The organism is Bradyrhizobium sp. USDA 3262 (genome assembly GCF_054060035.1).
This window is the reverse complement of the sequence record NZ_JBSSCT010000001.1, coordinates 6,160,411-6,184,962: the sequence shown is the minus strand read 5'-3', so window position 1 is coordinate 6,184,962 and position 24,552 is coordinate 6,160,411. Positions and strand designations below refer to the sequence as shown.

The window sequence follows — 24,552 nt, the reverse complement described above, 5'->3', positions numbered from 1 at the left end:
CGCCGCGACCGCGGTGATTTCCGCCGTCGGTCAGACCATTCTGATGATGACGTCGCACGGCGATGTCGTGCGGCTGCTCTACGGCATCGTCGTGATGCTGCTTCCGTCGGCCGCGGTCTTCGTCATCACTTGTCTGCTCACAGCAATTCCCACGGCGATCGTCGTCTGGTTCACTGAGGAGTTCCATATCCGAGCCGCGGGATTTTTCGCCTGCGCAGGCGCGGCGATCGGCGCGTTGAGCATCAGTGTCCTTCTACGATCCCCGGCTGTCTGGACATCTGGGCTGGTTTGCCTGTTCGTCGTGGCCGGGTTTGTCGCCGGCCTGACCTACTGGTTCGTCATGTGCGAACTGGCGACAGGCGAAGACTCGATGTGAACCGCTACGATGTTCAACCTATGCCGCAGACGCCACGCTCCGAAACGTTGCAGCCAGCGTCCTGAGTGCCGCGAGCTTGGCGGGATCGCCGACTTTCGAATGCAGCATCACCTTCGACGTGCCGAGCCGCGGTAGCTCGTGGGCAGGGCCGATATCGACCAGGCCCGGCGGCGCGATGCGGCGGACCAGGGGCGCAACGGCAAGCCCCGCAAGCGCGGCCGCCACCACCGCGGTGACGCCGCCGCCGACGAAGCTTTCGGTCCAGGCGATGCCGGCCTTGTCGAGCGCGCGCACGGCGAGCGCGCGCACGCCGCAGGGCGGCGCCAGCGTTGCCAGCGGCAGCGCATCGCCGCGCGGCCAGACGAAGCGTTTGGCGGCGAACCAGCCGAATTCGTCCTCGGTCAGCTTCTCGCCGCCGCGCCGGCTGCCTTCCTGGCGCACGATCACGGCGTCAAGCTCGCCGCCATCGTAGGCATCGAGCATTTCGCGCGAGAAGCCGATGGTCACCAAGAGGGCAAGCTGGGAGGCCGTCGCGTGCAGCCGCTCCAGCAGCGGCACCAGCTCCGGGCCCGCGGCGTGATCGCTGATCCCGAGCGTGAGCGGCTGCCGCGCCGGTTTCTCGCCGGCCAGCGCGCGATCATGCACCTCGATCAGCGCGCGGGCGTGCTGCAGGAAGGCCGCACCGTCGGCGGTCAGCCGCACCGCGCGCGGCGAACGCTCGACCAGCCGCTTACCCAGCACCGTTTCGAGCCGCTGCAACTTCATGCTGATCGCCGCTTGCGTGGTGCCAAGCGCCTCGGCGGCGCGGGTGAAGCCTTGCAGCTCGGCGACCAGAAGGAAGGCCTGCACGGTGTCGATATCGAGCGTGGTTGTCATAATCAATGATCGTTATCATTGCTATCAATGTAGATAAGATACCAAGATGATGCGCGAAGGTCTAGCTAGAGGAGGCGCGATTGACCCGCGCCAACCGAATTCAAGGAGACCGATCATGCCGCTCATCACCGTCACCTACGCGACCTCGCGCGAGAGGCCGTCGCTGAAGTCCGACATCGCCGCCGCCGTGTCGGACCTGACCGCACGGATTCTGCACAAGGATCCCGAGGTCTCTGCGATCATTGTGAAGTGCGCCGATGCCGACGACTGGTTCGCAGGCGGCAAGTCGCTCGCCGAGCAGGGGCTTGCGAGCTACTGGCTCGACATCCACGTCACCGAGGGCACCAACACCAAGGACGAGAAGGCGGCCTATCTCGCGGCGCTGTTCAAGCGGATGGGCGAATTGCTCGGGCCGCTGCACACAGAGAGCTACGCCCATGTCGACGAGGTGAAGGGCGACGCCTACGGCTTCGGCGGCCTCACCCAGGAGCGCCGCTACATCGCCGGCAAGCTCGAGGTCGCGCCGCAGAAGGCGGCGTGAAGCCTATGACGTCGCTTCCGGCAGGCGCGCTGCGGTGTCGCCGAACACCTCGGAAAAGGCCTGCCGGAGCGCGACGTCGACATCGGCCATCGTGACCGGCAGCCCGAGATCGACCAGTGAGGTGACGCCGTAGCGCGGATCGACCACGCCGCAGGGCACGATGGCCTGGAAGTGCGCAAGATCAGGCTCGACATTGATCGCGATGCCGTGGAACGAGACCCAGCGGCGCAGCCGCACGCCGATCGCGGCGATCTTGTCCTCATGGCCGTCGCCCTTGTCCGGGCGCCGCACCCAGACCCCGACGCGGTCCTCGCGGCGCTCGCCGCGGACGTTGAAGGCGGCCAGCGTGCGGATGATCCATTCTTCCAGCGAAGCGACATAGGCGCGCACGTCGGGCCGGCGCCGCTTGAGGTCGAGCATCACATAGGCGACGCGCTGGCCCGGGCCGTGATAGGTGACCTGGCCGCCGCGGCCGCTCTGGAAGGTCGGAAAGCGCGGCGCGAGCAAATCGTCGGTCTTGCCACTGGTGCCGGAGGTATAGAGCGGCGGGTGCTCCAGCAGCCATACCAGTTCGGGGGCCGAGCCCGCTGCGATCTTCGCCACCCGGTCGTCCATGGCGGCGAGCGAATCGGGGTAGGGCACCGCGCGGTCCGAAATCCGCCATTCGATCGCGCCGCCGCCCGAAGGGCGCGCAAAGGTCGTCAAATCGAGGCTCTGGCGGTCGTTAACCATTAGCTAACCCTAACGTGGTCAGGTGAACCCACAATCTAGTTCCCGTTCGGCGGTTCAGAAGTGCCCACCCTCGATAAAGTCAGCGTTGATCTCATGGTGGTCCTCGGCACCACCACGATGCCGATTCACCAGGTCATGCGGCTATCGCGCGGCGCCATCATCGAACTGGATGCCACCGAGGCCGACGAGGTCAAGATCCTCGCCAACAACCTGCCGGTGGCCAGCGGGGTGGTCCTGGTCGACCGCAACCGGATTGCGGTCGAGGTCAAGCAAATGCTGCCGAAATCTCCCGGCGTTCGCAGTTAATTCCCGCATTAATCGCCTTGTCCCTGCATGCATGATTTGTTACATGGCCCCGTCGATGCGGCGGCGCCTTAGGGTTCCATCCGGCATCCTAGCGCTCGTGGCGGAATTGGTAGACGCGCTGCCTTGAGGTGGCAGTGGGTAACACCGTGGGGGTTCGAGTCCCTCCGAGCGCACCATAGGCAATAAGCCATTGATACGAATAAGGTTTTCGCAATGGCCTGCTCCCACATTGTTACCCAACAAAATTCGTAGTTACTTGTCGCCAATCTCCAGTTTTGATCTGGCAAGCGCTATCCTTGTCGTCGCATCCGTTTTTTTGAGCCAAGGTCCAGCGAAGGAAAACCACTACTTCCTCACGAGAGTGCTGTAGTGCAGCACAGCGTAGGAATCGGCGGGGCCGTCTCTCGTTCGGGAGCGCGACGCGGTCTTCCCGGATTGACATGCGCAGGGTGCCGTCGACGGATGCCCAATGACGCTCTTGCGGATGTGCGGAGTTGCCAAAGGAACGAATGGGGTGCGCATCAGGTGCAATTCCGGTCACGCTGGTCTCTGTCCATGAAGAAAAAATTCGATCCCGCCCCCGTCGATAAGCTCGCGGTAGATCCCAAGACGGCGATCGAGGCGGATATGAAAATGACCCGGCTCGAAGAAGGCCTCGAAGAGACTTTTCCGGCCTCCGATCCTGTGAGCGAAACTCAGCCGAAGCCCTCGAAAGACTGACCGTTGAGACACCTTAGGGGGTAGCCGACCTCTCTTCAGCCTGGCCAAGTGCCGGGATGGCTGCACATGCCCCCTAGGCTGCCGATGACCAAGCCATCGCCGCTCTTCGTCATCGGGAGGCAGCGCATGCGCTTCCCCAGCGGCGGCGTTCCCTCGACATTCTGTCCGGTGGCGCGCGGACAAATTGTCCTTCTTGCATGCGGTCGAACCACCAAGCGTCTGACATAACGTGGTTTCCTGATTGGCATGCCTGTTGCTCTGGCGTGCGGTGGCGAGTGTGCTGTGGCGCCTTCACGCCGGAGTGCCGGTTGCACACGGCTGAAGCGAGCTCGCCGGTTCGAATTCCGGAGGCTCCGATGACAACCACCAATCATACGTCCATGCTGTCTCGCGCATTTGCGGACGTGCACGCCAAGTGGGGCTGGTTCGTCGGCCTCGGGCTCCTTTTCATTGTCCTGGGCGCTGTCGCGGCCGGCAACCTGCTGCTGGCTACGATCGTGACGGTCTTCTACGTGAGCGCGGGAATGATCGTAGCGGGCGCCATGCAGATCGTGCAGGCGTTCCGCGTGAAGAGCTGGGGCGGCTTCCTGTGGTGGATGATCAGTGGCGTCCTCTACGCGGCCGCTGGCGTCGTGACATCGATGAATCCGCTGCTTGCCTCGGTGTTTCTGACGCTGATGCTGGCGCTGCTCACGCTTGCGGCGGGCATCGCCCGCCTCTGGCTCGGATTCCAGACGCGAACCGACCACGGCTGGGGCTGGATCGTTGCCTCGGGTGTCGTCACCGCGATCGCAGGGCTGGTTTTCCTGCTTGGCTGGCCGGTCAACAGTCTGTGGTTGCTCGGTCTTGTTCTGGCGATCGATCTCGTTTTTCAGGGCTGCGCGCTGGTCGGTCTCGGCCTGCGGTTTCGCGCGGCCTAGCGGGCTCCACTAGGTGAACAGGACAGGGAAACGCTGTCCGCTTGCGAGGGAGGACTAGATGACGGAGCGAAAATGGCCACCCGACGACGATCCGCATGGACACGGCCCGGCAAGTTCGGCTCACACGCTGCCAACCGTGAGCGATGCCCTGCCTGACCCCGGGGACGCTGCGGATTTCGGGAGAGCCGTAGCAAGCGATCGTTCGTCGGAGGATCGCACCCAGCTCCTCGCTGAGAATGCCGAGCTCAAGGACCGCTTGCTGCGCGCATTGGCCGAGGTCGAGAACACGCGTCGCCGCGCCGAGCGCGATCTCGACAACATGCGTCAGTACGCGATCACGAAATTTGCCGGCGACATACTCCACGTGGCCGATAACCTGGAGCGTGCCATTGCCAGCATTCCCGATAGTGTCTGGGAGCGGGAGGGGGCGCTGAAGACGCTGGTCGAAGGTGTCGGCCTCACCGAGAAGGAGTTGCTGCGCGTGCTGGAAAAGCACGGCATCACGAAGCTCGATCCCGTCGGCGAACGGTTCGATCCCAATTTCCACGAGGCGTTGTTCGAGGTGCCGGATCCGTCCGTGCCGCGCGGCACTGTGATGAAGGTTCTGCAACCGGGTTACGCGATCGGCGCCCGCGCATTGCGTCCCGCGAAGGTCGGCATCGCGAGCGGAGCATGAAATGCCATCCCGCTTCACCGACAACTTGTCCCGTGCAGCCGAGACAAAATGTCCGCCGTCGCGATCGATGCACTTCTAAGTCGCTGTTACCGTTGGCTGTCGGGGATGGCATGCCTGTTGCAATGAAGAGCCCGAGTTTCGAAAGGAAGAGCCCGTCGTCGCACAGGGAGAGAATGATGGCGCCGAATTCCACCGCACCTGTTCGATCGGGCAATCCGATTCAGCGTGATATCGAAGCTCCCTTCCATTCGCTCCATCACGAGATCAATCGTCTGTTCGGCGAGGTCTTCCTGCATGGTCATCTTCATCGCCGGTCGCATCTCAGTGGCGATCGGCAGGGTCCCTTCATGCCCAGCATCAATGTGAGCGAGACCGACGGTGAAATGCGGATCAGTGCCGACCTTCCCGGTGTGAGGGCGGAGGACATCGACGTTACGCTCGTCGATGACATCCTCACCATTCGCGCGGAGAAGACGCTGGACAGGGCGGACGACAAGGAGAGCTTCCACATCCTCGAGCGCTCCCACGGCACATTGCTCCGCACGTTGCGCCTGCCTTATTCGGTCGACACAGACAAGATGAAGGCCGACTTCGACAATGGAGTTCTGACTGTGGCATTGCCGATCAACAGGGACAAGGAACGCGCCCGCAGAATACCCGTTCAAGTTGCCGCCCAGGGCGGCGCGCCGACGGCGCCGGACCAGAACAAAGCCGGAGCGGCCGCACCGGAAGAGGCGTACAATGCCAATCCGAAGCCGAAGGCGTCATGAGACGTACATCGCGCTGGAGATCGAACAGGTCTGCGCCAGGCCTTGCTGGCCGTTGCGCCGCCCATATCGACGAACGACACGCACACGCATTGGACGCCGATAGCTTCGACACGCCGACCTGGTGGTCAGGGAAGCATTCTACACCGGTTCGGTGAACGACAGCGAAGAGAAACAAGCGAAACAGGAGGGTGCGACAGTGGGAAAAGTAATCGGTATTGATCTCGGAACGACGAACTCCTGCGTTGCCGTCATGGACGGCAAGAACCCGCGCATCATTGAGAATGCCGAGGGAATGCGCACAACACCGTCGGTCGTGGCGTTCACGAGCGACGGCGAGCGCCTTGTGGGTCAGCCCGCGCGCCGCCAGGCCGTGACAAATCCCACCAACACCATCTTCGCGGTGAAGCGCCTGATCGGCCGTCGGTATGACGATCCGATGGTCGAGAAGGACAAGAAGCTCGTTCCCTACACGATCATCAAGGCTTCGAACGGCGATGCCTGGGTCGAGGCCGGCGGGAAGTCCTATTCGCCGTCGCAGATATCGGCGTTCATCCTGCAGAAGATGAAGGAGACCGCCGAGGCTAACCTTGGTGAGAAGATCACGCAGGCGGTCATCACCGTCCCCGCCTATTTCAACGACGCGCAGCGGCAGGCGACCAAGGATGCCGGCAAGATCGCAGGCCTGGAGGTGCTGCGCATCATCAACGAGCCGACGGCCGCAGCGCTCGCTTATGGTCTGGAGAAGAAGAAGCAGAGCAAGATCGCGGTCTACGATCTCGGCGGCGGAACGTTCGATATCTCCATTCTCGACATCGGCGATGGCGTGTTCGAGGTTAAGGCCACCAACGGGGACACTTTCCTCGGCGGTGAGGACTTCGACATGCGGCTGGTGAACTACCTGGCCGACGAGTTCCAGAAGGAGCAGGGCATCGACCTGCGCAAGGACAATCTCGCCCTTCAGCGGCTCAAGGAGGCAGCGGAGAAGGCCAAGATCGAGCTCTCGACCACGACGCAGACCGAGATCAACCTCCCGTTCATCACGGCCGACGCAACCGGTCCCAAGCACCTTCAGGTCAAGCTGACCCGCGCGAAGTTCGAATCCCTGGTCGACGATCTCGTGCAACGGACCATCGAGCCCTGCCTCAATGCGCTCAAGGACGCCGGGCTCAAGGCCCAGGACATCGACGAGGTCGTCCTGGTCGGCGGAATGACCCGGATGCCGAAGATCCAGGAGATCGTGCAGAAGATCTTCGGCAAGGAGCCGCACAAGGGCGTCAACCCCGACGAGGTCGTTGCGATCGGCGCGGCGATCCAGGCCGGCGTGCTGCAAGGTGACGTCAAGGACGTTCTCCTGCTGGACGTCACGCCGCTGTCGCTCGGCCTCGAGACCCTGGGCGGCGTGTTTACGCGCCTGATCGAGCGAAACACTACCGTTCCGGCGAAGAAGAGCCAGGTGTTCTCGACGGCGGAAGACAATCAGAACGCGGTGACCATTCGCGTTTTCCAGGGCGAGCGCGAAATGGCCGCCGACAACAAGTTGCTCGGGCAGTTCGACCTGATGGGCATTGCCCCGGCGCCGCGCGGTGTGCCGCAGATCGAGGTCACCTTCGACATCGATGCCAACGGCATCGTCAATGTCTCGGCAAAGGACAAGGCGACCGGCAAGGAGCAGCGCATTCAGATCCAGGCGTCCGGCGGCCTGTCCGAAGCCGACATCGATCGCATGATCAAGGAGGCCGAGGCGCACGCGGTCGAGGACAAGAAGCGCAAGGAAGCCGTCGAGGCGAAGAACACCGCGGAGGCGCTGCTGCATTCGGCGGAAAAGACGGTCGTCGAGCACGGCTCGAAGCTTTCCGACACGGACCGTCGCGCGGTCGAGAACGCCATGTCGGATCTGCGCGAGGCGCTGAAAGGCGACGACGCGGCTGCGATCACCAGCAAGGCGAGCGTGCTCCAGCAGAACGTGATGAAGTTGGGTGAGGCCATCCATGCCGCGCCGCATGGGGCGCCCGGCGCGGGCCCGGGCCGGGATGACAACGTCGTCGATGCCGAATTTACCGAGATCGGTGACGATGAGAAAAAGTCGATGTAGCGCAGCCGCCGAATCCGTCCCGGCATGCGCAGGAAATGATGCCACTTGGTCCGGGCGACGTGCGTTGCCCGGACCCTTCTACCGGTTCACTCAAACTCTGTCCGTGATGCCCAACAGGCATCGTCTTTCAACTCACAAGGGGGTTCTTTATGCGTCGTCACCGGAGTCTTTCAATCGCCATCGTCGCCGCAATGTTGAGCGCGCTCGTGTCGCCCGGCCACGCGCAGCAACCGGCACCGGCACAGAAGGTACAAGTTGGCGTGCTCGAATGTCTCGGTGGCGCGACCGTCGGGTTCCTGGTCGGAGCCGTGGTCAACCTTCGATGTGTCCTGCGGATCAACGGACTGCCGGAGGACTACTACGTTGCGACAATGCGGAAGCTCGGCCTCGATATCGGCTTCACGGAGAACACTGCGCTGGCCTGGAACGTGTTCGCGCCCGTGGTGCAGCCCGGTCGCGGCGACCTTGCCGGCACCTATGTCGGGGTCGACGCCATGGCAGCGGCCGTAGTTGGGGTGGGCGGAAACGTGCTGCTCGGTGGTTCGAACAACAGCATCGCCCTGCAGCCGATCAGTGTTCAGGCCACCACCGGCGTGATCATTGCCGCCGGGGTCGAGAGCCTCACCCTGCAACCGGGGCGATGACGCGGGAGCGGTGTGCTGATGAGCCGTTCGGTCTCCTGAATCGAAGCCCGGCCACCGGGCCCCTCGCAGGATCAGGGAGCAACCAAGGCAATGGATTACGGAGGCAATGGACAGCTTGACGACGGTAAGCCGCGTTTGATGGAGGATGACATCGCGCGGGCCAAGCTCGGCCCGCGGGGGGTGCCGGGCGCGCCGGACCCGGCGCGGATGACGCCGCAGCAGGCCAAGAACTATCCGAGATATGTGGACCCGGGCCATGTCGAATAGCTTCAACCTGCCGTCGAACGGCGTCGCGCCTCGCAAGCGCCTCGGTCACGGGAGCCTGATGTCTTGTTGCCGATGCCAGGAGAGCTGACGTGGCGACCAATCCATACGATGTGCTCGGCGTCTCGTCATCGGCTTCAGCCGCCGACATTCAGAAGGCGTATCGCAAGCTGGCGAAGAAGCTTCATCCGGATCTCAACCCCGGCGACAAGAAGGCCGAAGAGAAGTTCAAGGAAGTTGCGGGCGCCTATGATCTGCTTGGCGATGCTGAGAAGCGCAAGCGGTTTGACAATGGCGAGATCGACGGGTCGGGTGCGGAGCAGCCGCAGCATCATTACTATCGGGATTTCGCCAGCGCGGACCATGGCCATCCGTACAGCAGCGGTGCTGGCTTCGCCGATTTCATGGACGGCGAGGATCCCTTCGCCGAGCTGCTCAAGCGCAGTCAGCGGGCACGCGCGAACCGTCGCGGCGCAGATTTGCATTATCGGCTCGCGATCGATTTTGTCGATTCGATCACGGGTAGCAACAAGCGCATATCCTTGCCGGACGGCGGTGCATTGGACGTCAAGATCCCGCCCGGGCTGGTCGACGGCCAGGTCCTGCGTCTGAAGGGCAAGGGTGCGCCCGGCACCGGCAAGGGCGGGCCCGGCGATGCGCTGATCGATGTGGAAGTCCTGCCCGACCGGCGCTTCACGCGCGACGGCGACAACATCTCGCTGGAATTGCCGATCTCGCTGTCCGAAGCCGTCCTGGGCGGGCGGGTGCGCGTCCCGACGCCGACCGGCGAAGTGACCATGTCGGTCCCAAAGGGATCGAATACCGGGACGACGCTTCGCCTGCGCGGAAAGGGGGCGCCGCGTCACGGCGGCGGCAGCGGCGATGAGCTCGTGAAGCTGAAGATCGTCCTGCCGAATTCGCCGGACCCGGAGCTCGAGGCATTCGTATCAGGATGGGGCAAGGGCAAGGAATTCAACCCGCGCGAAGGCGGTGCATCATGATCATGAACAGGCAGGAGTTTCTGATCGCGTCCGGTGTCCGGGTACAGACCCTGGAATTCTGGCTCGAGCAGGAATGGCTGATCCCTGAGGGGACCGTCGCCGGGATGACATTCACCGAGGGCGACGTCGCCCGCGCGCGCTTCATTCAGGATCTCGCGGCTGGCATGGGCGTCAACGACGAAGGCATCGATGTGGTGCTTCATCTCGTCGACCAGCTGCATGGCATGCGGCGGGTGCTTGCGCGGTTGCATGATGAGGTCAGCGGAGAGTCGACCTAGTCTTCGCTGTGGCCCGGCAACCGGAATTCGGGCCGGCGCCCGCGTGCGATCGCGTTCAAACGAGTCCTGCGCGGCGATGTTGTGGTTCTCGGGCCTGCCCTGTTAGGGTGCAGGCGACGTCAGGAGAAGGGCCGAATGTCGGAGGAATCAACCCAGGAAGTTGTCGAACCCGTCGGCAGCCCGGAGTTCGGCCCCTGGCTCTCGCAGGCGTCGATACTGGTCATCGATGATGAGCCCGGTATCCGCAATTTTCTCGTCAAGATTCTGCGACCGCGCTGCAAGCTGATCGAGGAGGCGGCCGATGCCAAGGAGGCGTCGCGCAAGCTCGACAGCCGGCATTTCGATGTGGTCATCCTCGACAACGTCATGCCCGGGAAAGCCGGCCTTGACTGGCTGGCCGAGCAACGCGCGATCGGCTTCTTCGCCGACGTGATCTTGATGACGGCCTACGCCGACCTCGATACCGCCATCGTGGCCTTGCGGGCCGGCGTTGTCGATTTCGTCATCAAGCCCTTCCGCTCCAATCAGTTGCTCAACGCCGTGGCGCGATGCCTGGATCGAACGCGGCTGCAGCGAGAGAATTACGTGCTGCGTCATGAATTGGCGTCCGCTTCGCACGAAATGTTCCTGCGTAACAAGCTGCTCGGTCAGTCGAGCGCAATCCAGCAGGTGCGCGATATCATCGCGCGCGTTGCGCCGTTGCCGACGCCAGTGTTGTTCACCGGCGAGTCAGGCACCGGCAAGGAGGTTGCTGCCCGCTCGCTGCATTCCCTCTCCAATCGCGCCGACAAGCTGTTCGTGCCGATCAATTGCGGCGCGATTCCAGCCGACATGATCGAGAGCGAATTGTTCGGCCATCTCAAGGGAGCGTTCACGGGCGCGGGGCGGGCGCGCGAGGGCCTGTTCATGCATGCTCAGGGCGGGACCGTGTTTCTCGACGAGATCGGCGAACTGCCGTACACGCTTCAAAGCAAGCTGCTGCGCGTTCTCGAGGATCGCCGGGTCCGTCCCGTCGGTGCGGAACGGGAGGTCCCGTTCGATGCCCGCTTCGTCTTTGCCACCAATGCCGATCTGCCAGGCCGGGTCGAGGCCGGCAGCTTCCGCGCCGATCTCTACTTCCGAATGAATGTGATGCAAATCGGCATGCCACCGCTCCGCAACCGCGGCGAGGACGTGCTCGAGCTCGCCGCAATATTCATGCGCGATATCTCCCAGCAGCTAGGCATGCCTGCCGTGCCCATGGGCGAGCGTGTGCGCGCGGCCCTGACGCACTATGAGTGGCCCGGGAATATCCGCGAGCTGCGCAATCTGATCGAGCGGACCATCATCCTCGGCACCTTCCCGGAGGATTTCGAGAGGGCCCTCGATCATGGCGACAGCGGCGGGGAGAGTCTTGCCCAGGTGGAGCGACGCCACATACTGGCTATCCTTCGCGAGACCGGCGGAGATCGCGACGAAACCGCGCGGCGGCTCGGCATCTCGCGCAAGACGGTCGACCGCAAATGCGCAAGCTGGAAAGTATAGCTGTTCGCTCGATGAGCAATCAGCGCTCGGTTCGCTATCGATTGCTGGCGATCGCTCTCGTGCCGATGCTCGTGATCCTCCCGCTGCTGCTGGGGATCAGCATCTATCGTTGGAACGCCAAGTTCGACGAAGCGCTGCTCTCCAAGGTCCACGATGACCTGACCATCGCGCACCAATATCTCGCCCGCATCATGGAGAATACGGAAGACCAATTGGCTTTCGTCACCAGCTCCGCGCGGTTTCAGAAGGTTCTGCCAAAGCAAGGTGGTGTCGATGACGATCTTGCGGCGCTTCTCAAGGAGACTGCGCAAGCCCGCGGATTCGATTTTCTCTATATCGTGGTCGACGGCGGACATATCGTGGCAAGCGACTATCCGCTCGCTTCGGCCTCCGTCCGCTGGAACTGGCCGGTCATCAGCACCGCGCTCGAAGGGCGCGCAAGGACAGTCATCGACGTTTTCGAGGCGGCCGAGCTTTCGGCGATATCGCCTGATCTCGCGCGACGGGCGCGAATCGAGCTCGTTCCGACAGTCGGAAGTGCTCCGACGACCAAGACGGAGGAAACGCGCGGCCTGGTCCTGCAGTCGGCCAACCCCTTGATGCTGCCCGACGGCCGGCGAGCCGCGCTGGTCGGTGGCATCCTCCTGAATCAGAATCTCGCCTTCGTCGATACGATCAATGATCTCATCTATCACGGCCTCGGCCTGCCTCGCGAAAGCCGTGGCACCGTCACCCTGTTTCTCGATGATGTCCGCATCAGCACCAATGTGCAGCTGTTCGAGACGCAACGTGCGATTGGCACCCGGGTGTCGGCCGCAGTCCACAAGGCCGTCCTTGAGGACGGCGGCAGCTGGTTCGACAGTGCATTCGTCGTCAACGACTGGTATGTCTCGGGCTATGAACCGCTGCTCGACAGCTACGGTCATCGCGTGGGCATGCTCTATGCCGGCTTCCTTCAAAAGCCCTTCACCGAAGCCAAGCGCCGGACGTTGCTCGAGATCGCGGTGGCGTTCCTGGTCGCGGTTGCTGCGACCGTTCCATTGTTCCTGAGGTGGGCTGCGGCAATCTTCCGTCCGCTCGAGAGCATGACGGGTACGATTACCCGGGTCGAACGCGGTGAGCTCGACGCCCGGACCGGACATACGGGCGATCAGAACGAAATCGGCCGGGTTGCGCTCCACCTCGATCGGCTGCTCGACCAGCTTCACGAGCGCGATACTCAGCTGCGGCAGTGGAATGAGGAGCTCAATCAGCGCGTCGAGGAGCGCACCAGCAAGCTGCAACTCGCCAACCAGCAACTGGAAGCGACCACGAAGCAGCTCATCATGTCGGAAAAGCTCGCCGCGATCGGCGAAATCACCGCCGGCATCGCGCATGAGATCAACAATCCGATTGCCGTGGTGCAGGGCAATCTCGAAGTCATCCGCGACCTGATGGGGGGTAAGGTCGATACCGCGAAGACCGAGTTCCGGCTCATCGACGAGCAGCTCCGACGGATCAGCGAGATCGTCACCAGGCTGCTTCAGTTCGCCAAGCCGCAGGAATACGCCGGCTTTGTCGAGCAGTATCAGCCGGACGAGATCGTGAACGATACGCTGCCACTGGTGCAGCACCTGCTGAACAAGACGACGATCACCGTCGACAAGGAGTATCGCGCGTCGCGCCCGATTTCGATGAACAGGACCGAGCTTCAGCAGGTGCTGGTCAATCTGATCGTCAACGCGATTCACGCCATGCCGGACGGCGGACAGCTGACGCTGCGGACCTTCGATCGCCAGGAAGGTCTGCGTCGCGGTGTCGTGATCGAGGTCGGCGACACCGGCGCCGGCATGACGCCCGATATCATGCAACGGATCTTCGATCCCTTCTTCACGACCAAGAGGCGGGAAGGCACCGGTCTCGGGCTGTCAATTAGCCAGATGCTCGTGACCCGACAAGGTGGTAGGATCTCGGTCGAAAGCGAATTGGGAAAGGGCACGACCTTTTCCGTCTGGCTGCGAGAAGCTTCTGGCTGATCGCGAGGGATGGCTCGCCCGACCTTTGAGATCGAGGCCGTCGCGGTGCAACGATTAGCCGTAGTGCAGCGTTAGACACGTGAAAGCGGCGTGGCGCGAATTGTGTCGCGCGCTGGTCCATGACAAGGAGGATTCGAACGAACGTATTTCGCCGGACAGTTTGTCTGGCCTCGCCCTGACAAATTGTCTTTATCCGGTGAGAACTGCCACGCTATGAGGCTGATTTCGTTGCCGATTCGATTTGGCACGTCAGTTGCTCGATCTCCCACGATATCGGCCGGAATCGCGATCCGTTGTCTTCAAAGGGAGTTGCCGCGATGTCACGTCACAACAAGATGCCGCCTGTCCCGCCTGCGAACCGGAGCCCGAAGGGGACCGGATCGGAACCCGACAGCAATGCCGGGCCGCAGCCGAAGGGAAAGGCGAAGAACGCGGCGGAGCAGGGCGAGACGGCCAATATTCGCGAGAACACGACGAATGCCGGGTTCTTCCATGGCCGCAGGGTCAAATAGGAATTCGGGCCCGCGCGACGCTATCCAATCAGGCGGGGACCGATAGAGCCCGGGCCGATCGGGGATTCGTTTTCACAGCTGAGGAGATCGCAATGGCTGTCGTATCGCTGAGCCAGCTCACGACCGATCTTCAATCATGCGCCGCCCAGCTCATCACGCAGGTCGGCTTCGTGCCCCAGGCGACGGACCGGCCCGTGGACGCGGGAGACCTGCTGTTCTACCTCAGCGAAACGTCGATGCCGATGGCCGCGTTCCTGCGCAAGCACGGTCTGTTCTCCGATGACGACGGCCTGCATTACGACCTCGCACAGTTCGGCGTCATCAGTGACGTGGCGACCCGGGTCATCAACGAAAGAAAGGCCGGCAATCTTGATGGCGTGTGGCGGGAATTCGATCTCTCCACGGACGACGATATGGACAATGATGGCGGCTATATCCTGACTGCACTTGCGGCACTCGAGCTGATGTACGGGTCAGGGAAGTAGAACGGCCGGCCACGTGTTGATGCGTGTGCGCTGCTTCCGCTCACGTCGTATGCCGTCGCAAGAACGTCTGTTCGAGCCTCGTCTGGCTGCTGCCATCTCGGACAGTTTGTCTCGCGCCGTTTCGACAAATTGTCCGATGGCATGTGCTTGTCGCTCTGTAACGCATTGATATTTCGTGCGGTTCGAGTTGGCACGTCGGTTGCTGAGGAAGTGTCCGTCGGGTCGGCGCGACCGCGGCTTGGCGGATCGCGATACGCAACTATCGGCATGAACGATCGAGCCTATGTCGCAAACACGGATGTTCGCTCGTACAGCAGATCATGAGCCGGAGAAGTCCCATGTCGTTTTCCCTTCCTGATCTACCCTATCTCCATGATGCGCTCATTCCCTACATGTCGAAGGAAACGCTCGAATACCATCACGACAAGCATCACGCGGCCTATGTCAACGCCGTCAATACGCTGATCAAGGGCACGCAATGGGAAGGCAAGAGCCTCGAGGAGGTCGTCGTCGGCTCCTTTGGCAAGAACACGCCGCTCTTCAACAATGCAAGCCAGGATCTCAACCACACCTATTTCTGGAAATGGATGAAGCCGAAGGGCGGCGGCGCGATGCCGGGCAGCCTCGAGAAGCGGATCAGCGCCGATATCGGCTCCATCGAGAAGATGCGGGACGACTTCGTGGCGGCCGGTGTCGGTCAGTTCGGCTCGGGATGGTGCTGGCTCGCGGTGAAGGATGGCAAGATCGTCGTGATGAAAACTGCGAACGGCGAAAGTCCGCTCGTGCACGGCGCCAAGCCGATTCTCGGCTGCGATGTCTGGGAGCACTCGTACTATCTCGACTATCGCAACCGCCGGCCCGATTACATCAAGGCGTTTCTCGATCACCTCGTGAACTGGGACTACGTCGAGGAACTGTTCCAGAAGGCGGTGTGAAACATGAAGCCGGTGTCTCTTGGCGCAAAGGGCCGCTTCACGCTCGACGTGAGGCCGCAGCATCTGGCCAGCCAGTTCAAGGACCCGACGCTACCGCCGGTTCTCGCGACGCCGGTGATGATCCTTGCGATGGAGAACGCAGCGCTCAACGCCATCCGGGGTTATCTCGAACCCGGTGAGGCGGCGGTTGGGATCGCCGTCGACGTCCGGCACATCGCCGCGACGCCGGCGGGACAACGGGTGACCGCGGAGGCTGAAGTCACCGGCGTCGATGGACGGCGCCTGGTCTTCGCGGTGACCGCGCAGGACGAAATCGAAGAGATCGGCAGGGGCACCCATGAGCGCATGGTGATCGATCTCGCTCGACTGGAACAGCACCTCGAGGCGAAAAGGGCGCATTCGCCGACAGGTCGATGAAATCGGAACGAGGACGGCATGCGCCGGTATTGCCAGCGTGAGGTGATTCCATGAATGTTGAAAAATATACCGATCGCGCAAGAGGTTTCATCCAGTCGGCACAATCGCTGGCGACGCGGGAAGGCAACCAGCAGTTTACGCCGCTTCACATCCTCAAGGTGCTGCTCGATGACGGCGAAGGTCTGGCGGGCGGTCTGATCGACCGCGCCGGCGGCAATTCGCGGGCGATCCTCAAGGCAACCGAAGCGGCGTTGAACAAGCTCCCGAAAGTATCGGGCGCCGGCGCGGGACAGGTCTATCTAGCGCCCGAGACCGCCCGCGTGTTCACCGCGGCGGAGCAGGCCGCGGAGAAGGCGGGAGACAGCTTCGTCACGGTCGAGCGGCTGCTTCAGGCCCTGGCTTCGGACCGCAACAGCGATGCGGCCGGGCTTCTCAGGGATGGCGGCGTCACGCCGCAAAATCTGGAAGCTGCGATCAATGCGCTGCGCAAGGGGCGCACGGCCGACAGCTCGTCGGCGGAGAACGCCTATGACGCACTGAAGAAGTACGCCCGCGACCTGACCCAGGCCGCGCGCGACGGTAAGCTCGATCCGGTGATCGGTCGCGACGAGGAGATCCGCCGCACCATTCAGGTGCTGTCGCGCCGCACCAAGAACAACCCGGTGCTGATCGGCGAACCCGGCGTCGGCAAGACCGCCATCGTCGAAGGGCTGGCGTTGCGCATCGTCAACGGCGACGTGCCGGAGAGCCTGAGCGACAAGAAGCTGCTGGCGCTCGACCTTGGTGCCCTGATCGCCGGAGCGAAATATCGCGGCGAGTTTGAGGAGCGGCTGAAGGCGGTCCTCAGCGAGGTGACGTCGGCCGAGGGCGGCATCATCCTGTTCATCGACGAAATGCACACGCTGATCGGCGCCGGCAAGACCGACGGCGCGATGGACGCTTCCAACCTGCTCAAGCCGGCCCTGGCCCGCGGTGAGCTGCACTGCATCGGCGCCACCACGCTCGATGAGTACCGCAAGCATGTCGAGAAGGACGCGGCATTGGCGCGCCGTTTCCAGCCGGTGTTCGTGTCGGAGCCGACGGTCGAGGACACGATCTCGATTCTGCGCGGTCTCAAGGAGAAGTACGAGCTTCACCATGGCGTGCGCATCTCGGATTCGGCGCTGGTCGCGGCGGCGACGCTGTCGAACCGCTACATCACGGACCGCTTTCTGCCGGACAAGGCGATCGACCTCGTGGACGAGGCGGCGGCGCGGCTGAAGATGCAGGTCGACTCCAAGCCCGAGGAGCTCGACAACCTCGATCGCGAGATCGTCCGGCGGAAGATCGAGCAGGAAGCGCTGAAGAAGGAGAACGATGCCGGCTCGAAGAGCCGCTTGCAGACGCTGGAGACGGAATTGCGCGATCTCGAGAAGAGGTCGGCCGATCTGACGTCGAAATGGCAGGCCGAGAAGGGCAAGCTATCCGACGCACAGAAGATGAAGAGCGAGCTCGAACGGCTTCGCACGGAACTCGCAAATGCACAGCGCAAGGGTGAATTCCAGAAGGCGGGTGAGCTCGCCTACGGCAGGATCCCCGAACTCGAGAAGAAGCTTGCCGCGGTCGAAGCCAGCGAGAGCACGTCGATCGGCGAAACGGTGACCGCCGACAATATCGCGCAGGTGGTGTCGCGCTGGACCGGGATTCCGGTCGACAAGATGCTGGAGGGCGAAAAGGAGAAGCTGCTCCACATGGAGGAGGCGCTCGGCAAGCGCGTCGTCGGCCAGGCCGAAGCCGTGCGGGCCGTGTCGACGGCAGTACGCCGCGCGCGCGCTGGGTTGCAGGACCCCAATCGTCCGATGGGCTCGTTCATGTTCCTCGGGCCGACCGGCGTCGGCAAGACCGAGCTTGCCAAGGCCCTTGCCGAATTCCTGTTCGACGACGAGACGGCGATGGTCCGGATCGACATGTCCGAGTTCATGGAGAAGCACTCGGTCGCGCGGCTGATCGGCGCGCCGCCCGGCTATGTCGGCTATGACGAGGGCGGCGTATTGACCGAGGCGGTGCGTCGGCGGCCGTATCAGGTAGTGCTGTTCGACGAGATCGAGAAGGCGCATCCCGACGTGTTCAACGTCCTGCTGCAGGTGCTCGACGACGGACGCCTGACCGACGGCCAGGGCCGTACGGTCGATTTCCGCAATACGCTGATCATCATGACCTCGAACATCGGGGCGGAGCTGCTCGTCAACCAGGGCGAAGGCGAGAAGACCAGCGCAGTGCGGGAGCAGGTCATGACCATGGTGCGGGCGCATTTCCGGCCCGAGTTCCTCAACCGGATCGACGCCATCATTCTGTTCCACCGGCTCCAGAAGAACGAGATGGGCCGGATCGTCGAAATCCAGTTTGCACGGCTCCGACGGCTGCTGGACGATCGCAAGATCGAGTTGTCGCTCGACGCCAAGGGGCGAGACTGGCTGGCCAACAAGGGATGGGACCCGGCATACGGGGCCCGTCCGCTGAAGCGTGTCATCCAGCGCTATTTGCAGGATCCGCTGGCGGAGATGTTGCTCGCAGGCGATGTGCGCGACGGTTCGCAGGTCAAGATCTCGGCGGGCAAGGACGGCCTCACCTTCAACGGCAAGGCCGCGCCGACCGCGGACCAGGACGATGAAGTCATGATTTGAGGCCGTGATCCGAGGCTGCGGCTGCGCGCGGCATCATCGCGTTGGCCGGGCGGTCGGCAGGCCGAAGCGGGAACCGAGATCGTATCGAACGAGGAAAGCATGGTGAAGGACGACATCAAGGAGAACATGGAGGTCATCGGCTTCGATGGCGATCATCTGGGCACGGTGGACTGCGTCGAAGCGGATCGGATCAAGCTGAAGAAGCACGACGGCGGTTCGCACGAGAAGCATCACCACTATATCGGCCTCGATCTGGTGAACAACATCGAGGGCCACAAGGTTCGGCTTTGCTGCGACGCCGACATTGCCAGGCTTTTCGAGGACTGATGGCGTGGCCGCAGGGCGGCGTGTCAATCGATTCGGAAATTGGACAGGAGAACCAACTCATGGCGAACACGATCAGGGAGAATATGGAAGTCATCGGCGCGGACGGCGTTCACGTCGGCACAGTCGATCGCGTCGAGGGCGATCGCATCAAGCTCAAGATGTCCGACAGCTTTGGCCATCACGAAGGCCATCATCACTACGTTGAAATGGGCTTTGTGGCGGGTGTCGAGGGCGACAAGGTTCGCCTCTCCGCCAATGCCGATATTGCCGTCACGCTGGAGGAGGAGAAGTCGGGGCGGCCGGTCAAGCTGTGACCGGAAATCGTGTCGCTCGCGCGGACGCGGGAGACTGCCTGTCCGATCTGGCACTCCCAGAACGGGCGGACGATAGACCTCGCGTTTCAGGAAGGTTGATGAAATGGAAGAGTACGATCTCTACATCAATGCGAAGAAGCCCGCGATCGGGCTGTATGTACGCAAGGGCGCAAATCTCCCTGACCTTGCAGACAAGGGTGATTGGGTGTTCGACGGCACCTGCGCCCAGGACCTGGTGCCCTCGAGTGTCATCGTGGGCGTGAAAGCCGACGGCCACGCTTTCCGGGACATGGACTAGAGACCTCTCGGAGGTCACCAAAGGACGTCTGCTGTTCCGCAACCGGTCGTCGCGCGTCTCACGCGGGCGGCCATCTTCCTGGTCGTGACGGTCAATTCCGGACCGGAAAGCGACGCCGCCGTACGCGGTCTCTGCGCGGACCTGTCGTCGCTGTTGCGCGCCGTCGGCTTCCGCGATCTGCAAGGGCGGTTGTCGTGCGTCATGGGCATCGGCTCCAGCATCTGGGACCGGCTGTTCGGTGCCCCGCGACCGAAGGATCTGCACCCGTTTCGGGAAGTTCGCGGCGTGCATCACGCGGTTTCGACGCCGGGCGATCTTCTGTTTCATATCCGGTCCACGCGCATGGATATGTGTTTCGAGCTCGCGGCGCAGATCATGCCGCGGCTCGGCAGCGTCGTGACCGTTGTCGACGAGGTCCACGGCTTCAAATATTTCGATGACCGCGATCTGATGGGCTTTGTCGATGGGACGGAAAACCCTGTCGGCGCGGACGCCGAACGCGCAACCGTCATCGGCGAGGAGGATGCGCCCTTCGCCGGCGGAAGCTACGTCATCGTGCAGAAGTATCTGCATGATCTGGCGCGCTGGAATGCGGTGCCGATCGAGCAACAGGAAAACATCATCGGTCGGCACAAGCTCTCGGATATCGAGCAACTGGACGCGGCGAAGGCGCCATATGCGCACAACGTCCTGACGACGGTTGTCGAGGATGGCGATCAGCTGGAGATCGTTCGCGACAACATGCCGTTCGGCGAGTTCGGAAAGGGCGAGTTCGGCACTTACTTCATCGGATACGCGCGATCGCCGCGCCGCATCGAGCAGATGCTCGAAAACATGTTCGTGGGCCGGCCGCCCGGAAACTATGACAGGCTGCTGGATTTCAGCCGCGCCGTGACCGGCGCATTGTTTTTCGTGCCATCGGCAAGCTTCCTCGACGACGTCGAGCCGGAACCTGCGCCCGATGCCGTCGACCTACCGGGCGCATCGACGCCGTCCACCAATGAATCTCTCTCATGCCCGGCCGGCAATGATGGGTCGCTCGGCATTGGTTCTCTGAAGCAAGGGGCTAAAGAATGAGTAATCTTCACCGCCACCTCGCGCCGATCTCCGACGAGGCCTGGGCGCAAATCGAGCAGGAAGCGTCGCGGACACTCAAGCGGCATCTGGCAGCCCGAAGGGTCGTGGATGTCACGGGTCCGAAGGGGCCCGGGCTCGCCGCCATCGGCACCGGGCATATCAGGCAAATCGATGCGCCCGGCGACGAAATCCGGGCCATTCAGCGGGAGGCAAAGGCATTGGTCGAGCTGCGCGTCCCCTTTCAGCTGTCGCGGCAGCAGATCGACGATGTCGATCGCGGCTCGAACGATTCGGATTGGTCTCCCGTGAAGGAAGCGGCGCGCAAGATCGCCTTCGCCGAAGATCGCGCGGTGTTCGCGGGTTATGCGGCGGCAGGCATTCAGGGCATCACGGAGGCGAGCAGCAATGCTGCGATCCCCCTTCCGGCCAATGTGAGAGCTTACCCCGATGTCGTCGCGCAGGCCGTCAGCCAGCTTCGGCTGGCCGGCTGCAATGGGCCGTACGCGCTGGTGCTCGGGGCAAGCACATACACGGCCGCGAGTGGGGGAGCCGACGACGGCTATCCGATTTTTCACCACATCGAGCGGATCGTCGATGGCGGCACCATCTGGGCGCCGGCGATTGAAGGCGCGTTCGTCCTGACGACACGGGGTGGAGATTTCGAGCTCGATATCGGCCAGGATTTCTCCATCGGCTATCTCAGCCATTCGAGCTCGACGGTCGAATTGTATTTCCAGGAGAGCTTCACCTTCCGGGTGCTGACGACCGAGGCATCCGTGGTGCTCACACCGGCGAAGGCGCCGGCTGCCAAATCCAAATGATAGAAGGCTCAAGCCGGTGATCAGGGCAGGCTCGTAACCGTACCGCACAGTCCCCGCATGCTTGACCTTGACGTGCATGAAGACGAACGCGATGTGGTGGTCCTTGCCGACCTGCCGGGCCTGAACGAGGACGAGATCGAAGTCATGGTCGACGATGACGTGCTCACCATTCGCGCCGAGCCAACCCTCGGGCGGCACAGGCCGGAGGACCGTTGCCATGCAGGACGCTCGTTCAGGTTTCTGGGCGTCATGCGGCTGCCATGTCCGGTCGACCCCGATCGCATGTGCGTTGATTTCGACGGCGGCGTGCTGACGGTGCGGCTGCCTAAGCGAAGCGGCCGGCAGCAGAGCTGAGCTCGCTGCGATTGCGCCGACGATCGCTGGCCGGCTCGCCGTTGCACCGTCGCCTGATTCCGTTGCGACGATGTCACCCTGTCAGCACGACGCGTATCAGGCCGGCGACCAATCCGAGCGCGGTGACGCTCGCGCCCCAGATCGCGGCCATCCAGGCGAGCCGCTTCCAGAATGGAAGCTGGCTCTCCATTAATGATATCCGTGAACGCCGGCCTTGCCCCGGAACACCCAATAGGCCCAGCCCGTATAGGCGAGGATGACCGGGACGATGACCAGCGCGCCGACCAGCATGAAGGACTGGCTCTCGGGCGGCGCGGCGGCATCCCAGATCGTGACCGCGCGGGGGACGATATAGGGATAGATGCTGATGCCGAGGCCGAGGAAGCCGAGCAGGAACAGCGCCAGCGCCATCGCGAAGGGCAGCCGCTCGAAATCGCGCTTGAGGCTCCAGAACAGCGTCGCCGCACAGATCGCGACCAGCAGCGGCACCTGCGCCGTGAGCAGCACGCCGGGCAGCGCAAACCAGCGCCGCCAGTAATCGTAATGCAGGAACGGCGTTGCCGCGCTCACGGCCGCAAGCGCTGCGAGCGTTCCGAGGCCGAGCCAGAAGGCGAGGCGGCGCGCATGGCGCTGGCTGGTTCCTTCGGTCTTCCAGATCAGCCAGGTCGCGCCGAGCAGGGCATAGCCGATGACGACGGCGATCCCGGTCAGCAGGCTGAACGGGCTCAGCCAGTCGAGCCAGCCGCCGGCATAGGCGTCATTCTCCACCCGGACGCCCTGCAGGATCGCGCCGAGCGTGATGCCTTGGGCCAGCGCCGCGACCACCGAGCCCAGCGAGAAGGCCATGTCCCACAGCGCGCGGTGGCCTGCATCCCGCCAGCGGAATTCGAACGCGACGCCGCGGAGCACGAGGCCGAGCAGCATCGCGATCATCAGCGGATAGGTCGCCGGAAGCAGGATGGCATAGGCCAGCGGGAACGCTGCGAGCAGTCCGCCGCCGCCCATCACGAGCCAGGTCTCGTTGCCGTCCCACACCGGCGCGATCGAGTTCATCGCCTGATCGCGCTCGTCGCCGACCGCGAAACTCGGGAACAGGATGCCGATACCGAGGTCGAAGCCGTCCATCACGACATAGGCCATCACGGCGAAGCCGATGACCGCCGCCCAGAAGATGGTGAGGTCGATGCTGATCATGGCGTTCACTCTCCGGCCGTCAGCGGCGCCCCGACACCTGCCGCCGGGGTGATGCCCGCCGCGCGCTGCGGCAGGTTCGGCAGCTCCGGCTCCTTCCGTTCCGGCGGCTTGGCCATCAGCCGCAGCAGATAATAGGTGCCGGCCCCGAAGGCGCTGAAATAGACCAGCACGAAGGCGACGAGCGAAGCGGCGACCGCGGGCGCGGCGAGCGGCGAATGCGATTCCGCGGTGCGCAGCAGGCCGTACACCGTGAAGGGCTGGCGGCCGACCTCGGTCGTGACCCACCCGGCGATCACAGCGATGAAGCCGGCCGGCCCCATCGCAACCGCGACACGATGCAGCCAGCGCCAGTCGTAGAGCTTGCCGCGCGCCCGGGCGAAAAGGCTCCAGAGGCCAACGCCGAGCATCGCAAATCCCAGCGCCACCATGATCCGGAACGACCAGAACACGACATGCGCAGGCGGCCAGTCCTCGCGCGGGAAGTCGGTGAGGCCCTGAAGCGGCGCATATGGATCATGCTTCAGGATCAGCGATCCGATGTGCGGTATCGAGACTTCGTAACGGACGCGCGCCTCGTCATTGCTCGGCAAGCCGAACAGGATCAGCGGGGCGCCGTTCGGGCTCGGCTGGTAGTCGCCCTCCATCGCGAGCACCTTGGCCGGCTGATGCTCCAGCGTGTTGAGCCCATGGGCGTCGCCGGCCAGGATCTGGATCGGCGCGACGATCGCGGCCATCCACATCGCCATCGAGAACATCTTGCGCGCGCCCGGATTGCCGCGGTCCCTGAGCAGATGCCAGGCGCCGACGGCCCCGACGACGAAAGCGGTGGTGAGATAGGCCGCGATCACGGTATGGACCAGGCGAAACGGAAAACTCGCGGTAAAGATGATTGGCAGCCAGGAATCGGCCGGCACGAACTGTCCCTTGGCGTTGATCGCATAGCCCGCGGGCGTCTGCATCCAGCTGTTCACCGCGATGACCCAGGTCGCCGAGATCAGCGTGCCGAGCGCCACCATGCAGGTCGCGAAGAAATGCAGGCCCTTGCCGACCTTGCTGATGCCGAACAGCATGACGCCGAGGAAGCCGGCTTCCAGGAAGAACGCCGTCAGCACCTCATAGGCCATCAGCGGACCGATGATCGGTCCCGCCTTGGTCGAGAATACCGACCAGTTGGTGCCGAACTGGTAGGACATCACGACCCCCGACACCACGCCCATGCCGAACGTAACCGCGAAAATCTTGAGCCAGTAGCGGTAGAGATTGGCGTAGACGCCTTCTCCCGTCTTCAGCCACAGCGCCTCCAGCACCATGAGGTAGCTTGCGAGCCCGATCGAGAACGCCGGGAAGATGAAATGGAAGGAGACGGTGAACGCGAACTGCGCACGCGCCAGGATTACCGGGTCGAGTTGCCCAAGCAATG

General features: G+C 63.2%; 30 protein-coding genes and 1 tRNA gene. 26 read left to right on the top strand and 5 right to left on the bottom strand.

Annotation, left to right across the window (positions count from 1 at the left end; genetic code table 11):
• Nucleotides 1–13 precede the first annotated feature (13 nt).
• Nucleotides 14–376, top strand: coding sequence for a hypothetical protein (locus ACVWYP_RS29100; RefSeq protein WP_304495731.1), 363 nt, complete (start codon nucleotides 14–16; stop codon nucleotides 374–376).
• An 18-nt stretch (nucleotides 377–394) separates the two neighbouring features.
• On the opposite strand, the gene ACVWYP_RS29095 is transcribed toward ACVWYP_RS29100, so the two are convergent.
• Nucleotides 395–1,252, bottom strand: a complete 858-nt coding sequence (locus tag ACVWYP_RS29095; RefSeq protein WP_304495730.1) for a LysR family transcriptional regulator — start codon at nucleotides 1,250–1,252, stop codon at nucleotides 395–397.
• A 115-nt stretch (nucleotides 1,253–1,367) separates the two neighbouring features.
• On the opposite strand from ACVWYP_RS29095, the gene ACVWYP_RS29090 reads away from it, so the two are divergent.
• Nucleotides 1,368–1,793, top strand: a complete 426-nt coding sequence (locus tag ACVWYP_RS29090; RefSeq protein ID WP_304495729.1) for a tautomerase family protein — start codon at nucleotides 1,368–1,370, stop codon at nucleotides 1,791–1,793.
• Nucleotides 1,794–1,796: 3 nt separating this feature from the next.
• Here the strand turns inward: ACVWYP_RS29090 and lipB are convergent, their stop codons facing one another.
• Nucleotides 1,797–2,525 carry a lipoyl(octanoyl) transferase LipB gene (gene lipB, locus ACVWYP_RS29085; protein ID WP_453945979.1) on the bottom strand — a complete coding sequence of 243 codons (729 nt, stop codon included), beginning with the start codon at nucleotides 2,523–2,525 and terminating at the stop codon, nucleotides 1,797–1,799.
• Nucleotides 2,526–2,585: 60 nt separating this feature from the next.
• On the opposite strand from lipB, the gene ACVWYP_RS29080 reads away from it, so the two are divergent.
• The 24 genes from ACVWYP_RS29080 to ACVWYP_RS28965 all read left to right on the top strand — a co-directional run bounded on the left by ACVWYP_RS29080 (nucleotide 2,586) and on the right by ACVWYP_RS28965 (nucleotide 21,938).
• Nucleotides 2,586–2,831, top strand: a complete 246-nt coding sequence (locus tag ACVWYP_RS29080) for a FliM/FliN family flagellar motor switch protein (RefSeq protein WP_021080574.1) — start codon at nucleotides 2,586–2,588, stop codon at nucleotides 2,829–2,831.
• 91 nt (nucleotides 2,832–2,922) lie between these two features.
• A tRNA-Leu gene (locus tag ACVWYP_RS29075) sits at nucleotides 2,923–3,007 on the top strand.
• A gap of 379 nt (nucleotides 3,008–3,386) precedes the next feature.
• Entirely contained in the window at nucleotides 3,387–3,551 is a 165-nt protein-coding gene (locus ACVWYP_RS29070) for a hypothetical protein (RefSeq protein ID WP_196238126.1), read from the top strand.
• A 356-nt stretch (nucleotides 3,552–3,907) separates the two neighbouring features.
• Complete coding sequence (locus ACVWYP_RS29065; RefSeq protein WP_304495728.1) at nucleotides 3,908–4,471, top strand: HdeD family acid-resistance protein; 564 nt, start codon at nucleotides 3,908–3,910, stop codon at nucleotides 4,469–4,471.
• A gap of 58 nt (nucleotides 4,472–4,529) precedes the next feature.
• Nucleotides 4,530–5,147, top strand: a complete 618-nt coding sequence (gene grpE, locus ACVWYP_RS29060) for a nucleotide exchange factor GrpE (protein WP_304495727.1) — start codon at nucleotides 4,530–4,532, stop codon at nucleotides 5,145–5,147.
• Nucleotides 5,148–5,320: 173 nt separating this feature from the next.
• Nucleotides 5,321–5,917, top strand: coding sequence for an Hsp20/alpha crystallin family protein (locus ACVWYP_RS29055; protein WP_304495726.1), 597 nt, complete (start codon nucleotides 5,321–5,323; stop codon nucleotides 5,915–5,917).
• A gap of 196 nt (nucleotides 5,918–6,113) precedes the next feature.
• The gene (dnaK, locus tag ACVWYP_RS29050) at nucleotides 6,114–8,009 is read left to right on the top strand and encodes a molecular chaperone DnaK (protein WP_304495725.1); all 1,896 of its coding nucleotides are present in this window, start codon (nucleotides 6,114–6,116) and stop codon (nucleotides 8,007–8,009) included.
• A gap of 191 nt (nucleotides 8,010–8,200) precedes the next feature.
• A complete protein-coding gene (locus tag ACVWYP_RS29045) occupies nucleotides 8,201–8,653 on the top strand; it encodes a DUF992 domain-containing protein (protein ID WP_245288649.1) in 453 nt (150 codons plus the stop codon).
• A gap of 90 nt (nucleotides 8,654–8,743) precedes the next feature.
• The gene (locus tag ACVWYP_RS29040; RefSeq protein WP_304495724.1) at nucleotides 8,744–8,920 is read left to right on the top strand and encodes a hypothetical protein; all 177 of its coding nucleotides are present in this window, start codon (nucleotides 8,744–8,746) and stop codon (nucleotides 8,918–8,920) included.
• An 89-nt stretch (nucleotides 8,921–9,009) separates the two neighbouring features.
• Nucleotides 9,010–9,918: a DnaJ C-terminal domain-containing protein gene (locus ACVWYP_RS29035; protein WP_028339196.1), complete on the top strand. Its 909-nt coding sequence runs from the start codon at nucleotides 9,010–9,012 to the stop codon at nucleotides 9,916–9,918.
• Complete coding sequence (locus ACVWYP_RS29030) at nucleotides 9,915–10,196, top strand: chaperone modulator CbpM (protein ID WP_245288648.1); 282 nt, start codon at nucleotides 9,915–9,917, stop codon at nucleotides 10,194–10,196. Before ACVWYP_RS29035 ends, ACVWYP_RS29030 begins: the two co-directional genes overlap by 4 nt.
• A 135-nt stretch (nucleotides 10,197–10,331) precedes the next feature.
• Nucleotides 10,332–11,720 (top strand): sigma-54-dependent transcriptional regulator, encoded by a 1,389-nt coding sequence (locus ACVWYP_RS29025; protein ID WP_304495723.1) that lies wholly within the window; start codon nucleotides 10,332–10,334, stop codon nucleotides 11,718–11,720.
• Nucleotides 11,721–11,731: 11 nt separating this feature from the next.
• The gene (locus ACVWYP_RS29020; RefSeq protein WP_304495722.1) at nucleotides 11,732–13,735 is read left to right on the top strand and encodes a sensor histidine kinase; all 2,004 of its coding nucleotides are present in this window, start codon (nucleotides 11,732–11,734) and stop codon (nucleotides 13,733–13,735) included.
• A gap of 317 nt (nucleotides 13,736–14,052) precedes the next feature.
• Entirely contained in the window at nucleotides 14,053–14,247 is a 195-nt protein-coding gene (locus tag ACVWYP_RS29015) for a hypothetical protein (protein ID WP_035631049.1), read from the top strand.
• Nucleotides 14,248–14,339: 92 nt separating this feature from the next.
• On the top strand, nucleotides 14,340–14,732 hold the full coding sequence (locus ACVWYP_RS29010; protein ID WP_028339192.1) for a hypothetical protein: 393 nt from the start codon (nucleotides 14,340–14,342) through the stop codon (nucleotides 14,730–14,732).
• A 338-nt stretch (nucleotides 14,733–15,070) separates the two neighbouring features.
• The gene (locus tag ACVWYP_RS29005; protein WP_028339191.1) at nucleotides 15,071–15,667 is read left to right on the top strand and encodes a superoxide dismutase; all 597 of its coding nucleotides are present in this window, start codon (nucleotides 15,071–15,073) and stop codon (nucleotides 15,665–15,667) included.
• A 3-nt stretch (nucleotides 15,668–15,670) separates the two neighbouring features.
• Nucleotides 15,671–16,084, top strand: a complete 414-nt coding sequence (locus ACVWYP_RS29000; RefSeq protein ID WP_028339190.1) for a thioesterase family protein — start codon at nucleotides 15,671–15,673, stop codon at nucleotides 16,082–16,084.
• Between the two features lie 50 nt (nucleotides 16,085–16,134).
• The gene (clpB, locus tag ACVWYP_RS28995) at nucleotides 16,135–18,747 is read left to right on the top strand and encodes an ATP-dependent chaperone ClpB (protein ID WP_304495721.1); all 2,613 of its coding nucleotides are present in this window, start codon (nucleotides 16,135–16,137) and stop codon (nucleotides 18,745–18,747) included.
• Nucleotides 18,748–18,846: 99 nt separating this feature from the next.
• Nucleotides 18,847–19,074 (top strand): DUF2171 domain-containing protein, encoded by a 228-nt coding sequence (locus tag ACVWYP_RS28990; RefSeq protein WP_028339188.1) that lies wholly within the window; start codon nucleotides 18,847–18,849, stop codon nucleotides 19,072–19,074.
• A gap of 59 nt (nucleotides 19,075–19,133) precedes the next feature.
• Entirely contained in the window at nucleotides 19,134–19,388 is a 255-nt protein-coding gene (locus ACVWYP_RS28985) for a DUF2171 domain-containing protein (protein ID WP_304500325.1), read from the top strand.
• Nucleotides 19,389–19,491: 103 nt separating this feature from the next.
• Nucleotides 19,492–19,686, top strand: coding sequence for a hypothetical protein (locus ACVWYP_RS28980; protein WP_028339186.1), 195 nt, complete (start codon nucleotides 19,492–19,494; stop codon nucleotides 19,684–19,686).
• A 72-nt stretch (nucleotides 19,687–19,758) separates the two neighbouring features.
• Nucleotides 19,759–20,763 (top strand): Dyp-type peroxidase, encoded by a 1,005-nt coding sequence (locus tag ACVWYP_RS28975; protein ID WP_456684312.1) that lies wholly within the window; start codon nucleotides 19,759–19,761, stop codon nucleotides 20,761–20,763.
• Nucleotides 20,760–21,584, top strand: a complete 825-nt coding sequence (locus tag ACVWYP_RS28970) for a family 1 encapsulin nanocompartment shell protein (RefSeq protein WP_304495720.1) — start codon at nucleotides 20,760–20,762, stop codon at nucleotides 21,582–21,584. The genes ACVWYP_RS28975 and ACVWYP_RS28970 overlap by 4 nt, the downstream gene beginning before the upstream one ends.
• Nucleotides 21,585–21,641: 57 nt before the next feature.
• Nucleotides 21,642–21,938 carry an Hsp20/alpha crystallin family protein gene (locus ACVWYP_RS28965; protein WP_304495719.1) on the top strand — a complete coding sequence of 99 codons (297 nt, stop codon included), beginning with the start codon at nucleotides 21,642–21,644 and terminating at the stop codon, nucleotides 21,936–21,938.
• A gap of 73 nt (nucleotides 21,939–22,011) precedes the next feature.
• On the opposite strand, the gene ACVWYP_RS28960 is transcribed toward ACVWYP_RS28965, so the two are convergent.
• From ACVWYP_RS28960 to ACVWYP_RS28950, 3 genes are read right to left on the bottom strand one after another with little or no spacing between them, the layout of a single operon-like run.
• Nucleotides 22,012–22,128 carry a DUF2474 domain-containing protein gene (locus ACVWYP_RS28960; protein ID WP_304495718.1) on the bottom strand — a complete coding sequence of 39 codons (117 nt, stop codon included), beginning with the start codon at nucleotides 22,126–22,128 and terminating at the stop codon, nucleotides 22,012–22,014.
• A complete protein-coding gene (gene cydB, locus ACVWYP_RS28955; protein WP_304495717.1) occupies nucleotides 22,128–23,132 on the bottom strand; it encodes a cytochrome d ubiquinol oxidase subunit II in 1,005 nt (334 codons plus the stop codon). Before cydB ends, ACVWYP_RS28960 begins: the two co-directional genes overlap by 1 nt.
• 5 nt (nucleotides 23,133–23,137) lie before the next feature.
• Complete coding sequence (locus ACVWYP_RS28950) at nucleotides 23,138–24,550, bottom strand: cytochrome ubiquinol oxidase subunit I (protein WP_304495716.1); 1,413 nt, start codon at nucleotides 24,548–24,550, stop codon at nucleotides 23,138–23,140.
• Nucleotides 24,551–24,552: the final 2 nt, after the last annotated feature.